Source organism: Mesorhizobium neociceri (assembly GCF_013520985.1).
GTDB classification, from domain to species: Bacteria; Pseudomonadota; Alphaproteobacteria; order Rhizobiales; family Rhizobiaceae; genus Mesorhizobium; species Mesorhizobium neociceri.
Map to the genome: position 1 here is coordinate 711121 of NZ_JACDTY010000002.1, position 9654 is coordinate 720774.

Below are 9654 nucleotides of genomic sequence, written 5' to 3' on the forward strand. Positions count from 1 at the left end.
GAGCCGCTATTCCTTGATGTCGACGCCCGAGAAATCATGGTGATCAAACGGGTCCATGACATAGCCGGTCACCCGTTCGCGCATCGGTATCGAGACCACGGAGTGGGCGATGACGATCCACGGCATCTGCTCCCTGAAGATCGTTTGCGCCTGCGCATAGAGTTTCGCACGGGCAGCGGGATCGACGATCCCGGCCGCCTGCTTGAGCAAATTGTCGAAGGCGGGGAAACACCAGTTGGCGCGATTGGTGGTGCCGACGCCGGCGCAGCCAAGCGGCACCGACAGGAAATTGTCGGGGTCGCCATTGTCGCCGGTGAAGCCGAACAGCATGGCGCCGTCGCGGTCGTGTGCCTTTGAGCGGGCGAGGTATTCCGTCCACTCATAGGTGACGATGTCGACGCTGACACCGATCTTTGCCAGGTCCGACTGGATCATCTCAGCCATGCGCTGCGCATTCGGGTTGTACGGACGCTGCACCGGCATGGCCCAGATCTTCATGTGCAGGTCCTTGACGCCGGCATCGGCGAGCGCTTGCCTCGCGGCAGCCGGGTCGAAGACGTGATCGGGACTTGTCTTGTCATAGGCCCAGGAGGTCGGCGGCAGCGGATTGCGTGCGACTTTACCGGTGCCGCGGAACACGACATCGACCAGCGCCCGGGTGTCGATGGCCATGGCGATCGCCTTTCGCACCTTCGGATCGTCGAAGGGCTTCTGCAAGGTGTTGAAGGCGAGGTATCCGGTGTTGAGGCCTTCCTGACGCATGATTTTGATGCCGGGCGTGGCCTCGATCGCCTCCAGGTCGGCCGGATTTGGATAGGGCATGAGATCGCACTCGCCGGCGCGCAGTCTTTCCATGCGAATGCTGGCGTCGGCGGTGATGGCAAAGACGAGATCGTCGATCTTCGGTTTGCCGCGCCAGTAGTCCGGATTGGCCCTGTAGCGGATGACCGCATCCTGCTGATAGTCGACAAGCTGGAACGGACCCGTCCCGACCGGCTTCAGCGCCAGATCGAGCAGCCGCTTCTCGGTGACGAGCATGTCGGCATATTCCTTGGACACGATCGAAGCAAAATCCAACGCCAGATCGGCAAGCATCGGCGAATGCGGCGCCTTCAGCGTCAACACGACGGTGTAGTCGTCAAGCTTGCGCCAGCCGGCGACGAGACCCGGCATGCCAATGCCGTCGAAGTAGATGTACTGGCGTTTGGCATAATTGTTGAACGGGTTCTGCGCATTGCCCTGCCGGTCGAAGGTGAACAGCACATCGTCGGCGTTGAAGTCGCGGCCCGGCGTAAAGCCTTCGACGCTGTGGAACTTCACGCCACGCCGCAGGTGGAATGTGTAGGTGAGACCGTCGTCGGAAATCTCCCAGCTTTCGGCAAGCCCGGGACGCACCTTGGTGGTGCCGGGCTCGAACTCGACGATGCGGTTGTAGAGCGCGGTGGCCGAGGCGTCACGCGCGCCGGAGGCAAGTGCGGGATCGAACGTGTCCGGACTGACCTCGGTGCAGTAGACCAAGGTCTTGGCTACGGACTGATGAACCGGCAACGCACATAGAAAAAGCGCGGCCAGCAACAGAACGAAATGCCTGCGTGTCATGGTACCCCCCCAGGGTTGGGAAGACGCTAGCAGAAGGCGGCACTGACGGTAAGTAAGCCGGCCAGTTCTTTCGCGCCAGGCTGGTTTCCATTCTGAGTTGCCTGACACAAAGAGCCGTTCGCCGCCTCTGTGAAATGGCGGACAGACCCAGCCGCCGTTTTGCATGAACCTTTCCGCTCCAGCCTGCGACTGACGACCAGGCGCCGCATGGTGCGGGGCCGGAAAGGATGCCCCCCAATGACCAGGACCTTAGAGGCTCCACGGTCTCCGGGACCAACGCAAGCTCAGCGCGACCACCGCCTTCGGGACGGAGTCGATGCGCTGGGCTTTCGGCTGATTCCGTTGACCCTGCGCAGGAGCAGGCGTATCGTGAGGATGAGGAAAGCAGACAATTCGATCAGGGACGAACGTGCCGGAACGCCGCGCCTTGCCCTGACTCGCGCGGCGGGACCGGATGTTCCTCCCGAAAACTTCGGGGGGAGTTTTATGTCCTGCGATCGCGGCACGTCCATGCCATCTCCAAGCGGTTTTCGCCGTTCGCTCCAACTGGCCGGCGGTTTGCTTGCCCTGGCGCTGAGCGCCACGCTCTGGTTGGGCACAGCTGCCCGGGCGCAGGAAACCCAGATCATCTATCCCGGCTCGATGGCCGTGACCGGATTTTCCGGCACTGTCATTCCCAATTTCGACGAAGGGCTGCCGCCCGGTGTCGACCCGGTCGACGAAACCTTCATCGACACGACGCGCGCCACCTTGCGCGTTTTCGACGTTTCGGCGCTGGGAGGACCAGCCTCCGGCCAGCTCGTCTACACGCCGCCGCCTTTCGAGGTGACGGCCGAACAGATCGGCCAGGTGTTCGCCGTCACCTATGATGACGGCGTGCGCGACGGCGTTCCGTCCGGCATCCCCAACCTTTATGCCGGCGCCACCTCGCTGCACGGCATTCGCATCGTCACCGCTGACGAAGATTCCGACAGCCGGCCCGAGCGGCAGCGCCGCGGCACAGCCGGCGCCGTGTTCATGGACGGCCAGTTCGGCACCGAAAACGGCGGCGGTCCCGGCACGATCTGGAAGATCGACGGCATCACCGGTGCCGTCTCCAAATTCACCGACATCGACACCAACAGCGGTCCCGGCATCGGTGACGTCACTTTCGACAGCAATCACCGCGAGTTCTTCGCCAGCGACCTCGATACCGGCCTCATCCACCGCATCGACGCCAACGGCACGCTGATCGATACGTTCGACCATGGCGTTGCCGGGCGGCCGGCGCATGGGCTGGCAGCCGTCGCCGACGACGGCGCGGTGATGGACATACAGGGCGCGGCCTTCGACTCGGAAGACCCCGACAGCTGGGGCTACACGCAGGACGAACGCCGCGTCTGGGCGGTCGCCTATCATGGCGGCCGGGTTTACTATTCGGTCGGCGAAAAGGCCGAGATCTGGTCGGTGGGCATTGCCCGCGACGGCAGCTTTGCCGGCGATCCGCGCTGGGAGCTGACGGTCAAGGCCGACAAGGATTACGCCGTCACCGACATCGCCTTCGACAACCAGGGCTTCATGTACCTGGCGCAGCGTGGCCCGGTGGAAAACCGCTACGATTACAGCCAGTTCGCCGATTCCGGCAAAGGCGAGGTCATCCGCTACTGGCGCGAGAATCCCGACGATCCGGCGACGGAATCGGAGTGGGTGGAAGAGCCGCAGGAATATGCGGTCGGCTTCCCGCAAGGCAACCGGCAGTCGGCCGGCGGCCTCGACCTGCAATATGGCTACGACGCCGACGGCAATCTCGACACCGGTGTGTGCACCGACACGCTGGTCAACACCGGCGACAAGCTGCGCGACAACCCGACACTTGCCGACCAGCTCGCCGTTGGCGGGCCGCTTGCCGTGCACGGCGTGCAGATCACGCCGACGCCGCTGGTCAAGCCGGCCAATGTGCCGCCTTTCGGCTCGTGGTTCGTCGATTTCGACGGCTATTTCGAAGACCCCGAAGTGGAAGGTCATGTCGGCGACGTCGAGGTCTGGCACCCCTGCGAAGGCCGTGCCGGTTACTATGAAGAAATCCCCGGCGGTTATCTGCCGCCCTTCTATCCGCCAGACTTCCCACCGCCCGGCGACCTGCCTCCGTGCATCGATGTCGAGGATGTTCAGTTCTACTGCACGCCTCGCGGCCTGGAGGCCGACCTCTATCTCCATGACCATGCCGGCTTCGGCGGCGATTCGATCAAAGCCCAGTCCAGGACGCCAGGCGTCGGGGTGACATCACCCCAGTCGCATGCGCCCGGCAAGCCCTACACGATCGACATCACCGGCCACTATCCGGGCGACACAGTCGATGTCGGGCTCTGCTTCTACAGGCAATCCGATAAGGACAAGGGTGGCTACTACCCTTGCTGCAAGATGACTTTGCCGCTCAGAACCCCAGCCGTCAGCTGCGAACGTTGAGGAGGGGAAGTTGAAAAATCTCGCACTTTCCCCGACCGCGACGAGCAGTCAATCCACCGGCAAGCAGCCAACAGTCTTGGAGACCATCATGAAACCCCTGTCATACGCCAGGCGCGGCGCGCGCTGGCTGATGGCGGCCGGTATCGCGGTCGCCATGTTCACCCCTCTGGCAAGCCACGCCGAAGACGCGGTTCCGATTACTCCGGAACTGCGCCTCGACCTCGACAATTCGAAAATCATCAATCCGCGGCCGGAGCGGGCCGTACCCTTCTTCACCAAGAAAGGCACTCAGCGGAGCTGCGACTATGTCGTCTACTCCCTGAGCTTCGGCCTCCGCGGTGATGCGCAAGCCTTTGCCGACCTGGCCGGCTTGCTGAAAACGCTCAAGATCGAGTTCAAGGACCAGCTTCCGCACGGCCTTTCGATCGTCAGCGCGCATGTCTCGGGCGACGGCACGGACGCTGCGGGCGGCCCGCTGCCCGGCGTTTCGATCAGCACCTCGGCAGGTCCGAACGATACGGCCACGGTGTCCGACTTCCGGCTCTCCGCCGCCGATCTCGACGGCGCCGGGGCCGCCAATGAACGCGTCATCAACTTCCAGATCACGGCCAAGATCGACCATGCGGCGTTTCCCTCGCCGACCATCATCGACAATCAGGGCCTGATCAAGGTGAGCAACGGAGCCGGCACCGGGACCATCATCCCGTCGCAGGATCCGGGCAAGCCCGACGATGGCGACTACAAGACCGGGGTGAAGACCTCGATCAAGATCGACCTCACCAACTGTGACAAGCGGCCTCCGCCTCCCGACCGGGAGTGCTTCAAGGTGGAGCGCGGCACGGTCGATTGCGTGCAAGGCGGCGGCGCCTTCATCTACCACATGCCTGTCGGCCCGGAGATGGGCGGCAAGTGGGTTCAGGTGTCGACGACCACCCCCGGCATCACCATCATCCCCGACACGCAATTGGTGCCGGCGGGCGGCGGTGTGCTCAACTGGAAGATCGTCGGCGCATCGCCTGGCGACGTCATCCACCTCATCGTCACCGGCATCGAGACCTATGCCGGCCCGAAGGAGGGTTGGGGCCTGTGCTGCACGCAAACCATCGACATCGTCATCCCGCGTGACCTCAGATGTCCGCCCAAGGACAAGGAGCCGGACCTCAAGGTCGAGAAACGCGCCGACGTGACGCGTTGCACGATGGGCGGCGGCTGCGACTTCACCATCAAGGTCACCAATGTCGGCGACGGGCCGTATCACGGCAAGATCGTGCTCGACGAGGTGACGCTGCCGGCCGGCTCGACGCTGGATTCAGGGCCCAATCCGCCCTGGGTCTGCGTGCCCGGCGTGACCCCGATGACGTGCACCTATCCGGTGACCACGCTCAATCCCGGTGCCTCCGTCAACCTCAAGCTCGGTTTCAAGCCGGCCGGAGGCTGGCAAGGCAGCGTGCTGCGCAACTGCGCCACCTACAATTACGGCGCCAGCGGCAAGCCGCTGTTCGGCAGCCAGCAGAACGATCGCGGCTGCGCCTCGATCCCGATCTGCCGGCGTGGCGACCGCGACCGCGATTGCCGGCCGCCGGTCGACAAGAAGGTCGACCTGATCCTGAAGAAGCGTGCCCGCCTCCCTGTCTGCACGCCCGACGGCATCTGCTACTTCGTGATCGACATCATCAACAATGGCAGCGTCCCCTATAATGGGCCGCTGACGGTCATCGACAATTACCCGGGCGGCGCGCCGGCCTCTTCGACCTTCGGCCCATCTCCGCCCTGGACATGCGGACCGAACGGCCCCGGCCAGTTCCGCTGTGACAATGCCGGCATCGTGCTGATGCCGGGCGCCTCGACGCCGATCGTCGTCAAGGCGGTGATGCCGGCCGGCTACCAGTCGGACTCGGTGGAAAACTGTGCGGCGCTGAAGCCTGTCCCCGGTGAGGTCGACCTCACCAACAACAAGGCCTGCGCCAAGGAACGCTTCCGGCATCCCAATGGCGGCAAGCCAACCTTGCGCATAACCAAGGTGTGCAACGGCTCGCTCGCCGGCGCGGCGGTGGTTTCCTGCCGCATCACCGTCATCAGCCTTGGCACCGCTGCCCCCACCGGTCCGGTGCGGGTCAACGATGCCGCCACGCTGATCTCGGGCGGCGCGCCGGTCCAGATCCAGACCGTCACACCCGACGGCGCGGAATGGGCCTGCGGAGCGGTTCCGGCCAATGCGCTGTCGTGCCAGATTCCCGGCGCCGTGATGACGCCCGGAACCAGCCGGCACTTCGACGTGACGGTCTCGGCCAATGGCGCGTTCGAGAACTGCGCACGCGGCTCGTATGGCCCGGCTCCGGGAGACGACATCGTCTACCCGATCGGCCAGGCCTGCGCCAAGGGCGGCGGCACGTCCACCATCAGCGTCAAGAAGACCGGTGATGCCGAGTGCCAGCCGGGACAACCCTGCTCGTTCGAGATCACGATCACCAATGACGGCCAGACCCCATTCTCGGGTCCGGTCCGCATCGGCGATGCGATCGGCGTGGACGGGCTCGGCCGGCTGGAAGGTGTCGAGATCACCTCGATCTCGCCGCCCTTCGGCTGCTCGCCGGAACCGACGACGTTGCCATTGTCGTGCATTGCCAACCTGACGCTCGGCGCCGGGGAAAGCCACGTGCACAATGTCACCGTGGTCCTTCCCGACGACGGCCGCCTGGCCAAGCTGCAGGGCAACGTCACCGGCCGGAACTGCGTCGGTGTCTTGTCTCCTGATACCAGGGTGCAAGGCGGCGACGTGCTGTCCGGCGATCAGACCAACATCCAGGGCGATCGCGGCAAGGCCTATGCCTGCCATCCCTTCACTATCAAGCGTGAGGTGAAGAAAGAGTGCTCGCCGGGCTTCGTCATGAACGATGCCGGCCGGTGCGTCTGCCCGGAAGGCACGACGTTCCGCAACGGCCAGTGCTCGCCTGACGGTGGCGTCATCATCGAGCCAAAGCCAAGGCCGTGCGTGCTGCTCAAGGGCCAGATCCGCACCGAGGATGGACGCTGTGTCTGTCCGCGTGGCACCGCGCTCGAGAACGGCGCCTGCGTCAAGACCGACAAGCCGGGCTGCACCATCCCCGGTTCGGTCCCGACGTCGGACGGCAATGGCTGCTACTGCCCGGACGGCACGCATCTCGACCGACAGGCAAATGCCTGCGTGCGCGACAAGCAGAAGCCCGAGCAGTGCACCATACGCGGCCAGGTCCACGATGCTGACGGCGACTGCGTCTGCCCGCGTGGGACCGAGGTGCGCGATAGAGCCTGCCGGCCGATCCGGCCGAAGCCTGAACAGTGCACGATCCGTGGTCAGGTTCATGACGCCGACGGCGATTGTGTCTGCCCGCGTGGCACCGAGGTGCGCAATGGAGCCTGCCGGCCGATCCGGCCGACGCCCGAGCAGTGCACCATCCGCGGCCAGGTCCATGACGCCAATGGCAATTGCGTCTGCCCACGGGGTACCGAGGTGCAAGGCAATGCCTGCCGGCAGAAGAAGCCTGTGCTGGAACAGTGCGACATACGCGGCCAGGTGCACAACAAGCGCGGCGAGTGCGTTTGCCCGCGCGGCACCAAGGTGATCGACGGCGCATGCCGCAAGCCGAGGCCGCAGGTGGAATGCGCACCGGGCTCGCAGATGGTTGGTGGCCAGTGCGTGCCGATCATCAAGCGGCGCTGCCCGGAAGGCACGATTGGACGGTATCCGAACTGCAGGGCCATCCGGCAACAGCCGTCGCTCGATCCGACCCTGTTGCTCAATCCGGGTGTCCTTCAGCAGTTGATACCGAAGCGTACGCCGCAGACGCAGGTACAGCCGCAAAGGGATCCGGCGGCCAACTTCAAGCCGTAGGTTCTGGATGCGAGTCAAAATCAGAACCCCGCCGGAGCGATCCGGCGGGGTTCTTCTTTCAGGCGGCAGTGCCGTCGACCTGTTCCAGGCCGAATCTCAGTTGGCGGGAGCGTAGCGCAACAACGTCACGCCCTGGGCAAGGCTTTGCGTGCCGAGCGGCTGCAAGGTCAGCGACAGGCCGGACTGGAAGTACGGCTTGCCGCCGCCCAGCACGACCGGTTGCGTATAGAGCCGGTATTCGTCGATGAGGCCCGCGCGCGCGAAGTGAGCGGCTAGATCGGCGCCGCTGACGGAGATTTCGCCTTCCGTCTGCGATTTGAGCTGGTTTGCAACGGTTTCGACATCGCCGCCCGCCAACCGGGCATTGGGTCCGACGTCGCGAAGCGTCGTCGAAAACACGATCTTCGGGGTTCCCCGCCAGGCTCGGGCGAAATCTATCTCGACCTCCTCGCCGGTCTCCCGCTCCGGACTGTCCCAGAAACGCATTGCCTCATACATCCGGCGTCCGCAGAGCGCGATCGCGGTCCGCCGCATCTCGTCGTTGAAATGCCGGTGCAATTCTTCCTCGGGCACCGGCAAGCCGATGTCGCCCGACGGTCCCTCGATAAAGCCGTCCAGCGACGTCAGCATGGAATAGACGATCCTGGCCATCTGACCTCTCCGTTTTTGTCCACACCGAATGAGGCATAACCGATTGCGAACTGCAAGCGGTTTGTCGCAAAGCGAATGGAAATCTGGACACGCGCGAAATGCGCCGCAACAGTGGCTATGCCGCGCCGGCTTGGCGTATCGTGGGCGCGACAGCAGGAGCCGGCACCATGAGCACCGTCCCAAAACCATCCGAGCAGGCCGCCAATGAAAACGACAGCGGCGGCGAGTATTTCGAGGCGCCGACCATTGGCGACCATGAAGCCGAGCTGGTTGCCGACGAGGCGCTCGAAGCGCCCGATGTGCCGGATTCCGAACCCGCCGGCCATGGGCGCCTGAAGCCGAAGCGAAAACCGTCGGCGATATCGGGCCGCAAATTCCGCAAGCGCGACCTGGTGCGGATCGACGATCTCAGGCCGAGCCTGGCCGACCGCATCCGCTCCGACCATCCCGACCTGCCGCGCGGCGCCCGCATCAGCCGCGAGGAGCTCGGCCGCTACCGCATGCGCTACATGGAGGAGTTGCTGCAGCAGGAGCATGGCGAATTCTCCGAGCTCGACCGCCAGGTGGTCGAATCGATCGCCAGGCAGGACACGATTTCGGAAAACTCGGAAGAGGAGTTCGAGGAGCACAGGTCGTTCGCCGACCGCGTCTCCGACAATATGGCGGCCTTCGGCGGCAGCTGGTGGTTCCTGATCTCGTTCGGCAGCGTGCTGGCCGTCTGGATCGGCATCAATTTGATCGCGGGCATGAGCAGCGCCTTCGACCCCTACCCCTTCATCCTGCTCAACCTGCTGCTCTCCTGCATCGCCGCCATCCAGGCGCCGATCATCATGATGAGCCAGAGACGGACGGAGGCCAAGGACCGCCTGCGCTCCTTCAACGACTACCGGGTGAACCTGAAAGCCGAGCTGGAAGTGCGCCACCTGCACGAAAAGCTCGACTATCTGATCTCGCGCCAATGGACGCGGCTGGCCGAAATGCAGCAGATGCAGCTGGATGCCATGCACGAGCTGACGGGCGCGAAGAAGGCGAAGCGGGCGGTAAGAGGGGTAAGAAGGAGGACGGTGAAGGGGGGAGCGGGAGATTAG

Annotated in this window: 5 protein-coding genes; 3 read left to right on the forward strand and 2 right to left on the reverse strand. The window is 64.3% G+C overall.

Features of this window, described 5'->3' with window-relative positions; translation table 11 throughout:
* Nucleotides 1-6: 6 nt before the first annotated feature.
* Nucleotides 7-1599 (reverse strand): ABC transporter substrate-binding protein, encoded by a 1593-nt coding sequence (locus H0241_RS07435; protein ID WP_181056742.1) that lies wholly within the window; start codon nt 1597-1599, stop codon nt 7-9.
* Nucleotides 1600-2109: 510 nt separating this feature from the next.
* Here H0241_RS07435 and H0241_RS07440 point away from each other — a divergent pair.
* Both H0241_RS07440 and H0241_RS07445 read left to right on the forward strand, forming a co-directional pair.
* Complete coding sequence (locus H0241_RS07440) at nt 2110-4044, forward strand: NHL repeat-containing protein (protein ID WP_235984159.1); 1935 nt, start codon at nt 2110-2112, stop codon at nt 4042-4044.
* Between the two features lie 10 nt (nt 4045-4054).
* Nucleotides 4055-7915 carry a DUF7929 domain-containing protein gene (locus tag H0241_RS07445; protein ID WP_181056744.1) on the forward strand — a complete coding sequence of 1287 codons (3861 nt, stop codon included), beginning with the start codon at nt 4055-4057 and terminating at the stop codon, nt 7913-7915.
* A 96-nt stretch (nt 7916-8011) separates the two neighbouring features.
* On the opposite strand, the gene H0241_RS07450 is transcribed toward H0241_RS07445, so the two are convergent.
* Nucleotides 8012-8566: a dihydrofolate reductase family protein gene (locus tag H0241_RS07450; RefSeq protein ID WP_181056745.1), complete on the reverse strand. Its 555-nt coding sequence runs from the start codon at nt 8564-8566 to the stop codon at nt 8012-8014.
* 167 nt (nt 8567-8733) lie between these two features.
* On the opposite strand from H0241_RS07450, the gene H0241_RS07455 reads away from it, so the two are divergent.
* Complete coding sequence (locus H0241_RS07455) at nt 8734-9654, forward strand: DUF1003 domain-containing protein (RefSeq protein ID WP_181056746.1); 921 nt, start codon at nt 8734-8736, stop codon at nt 9652-9654.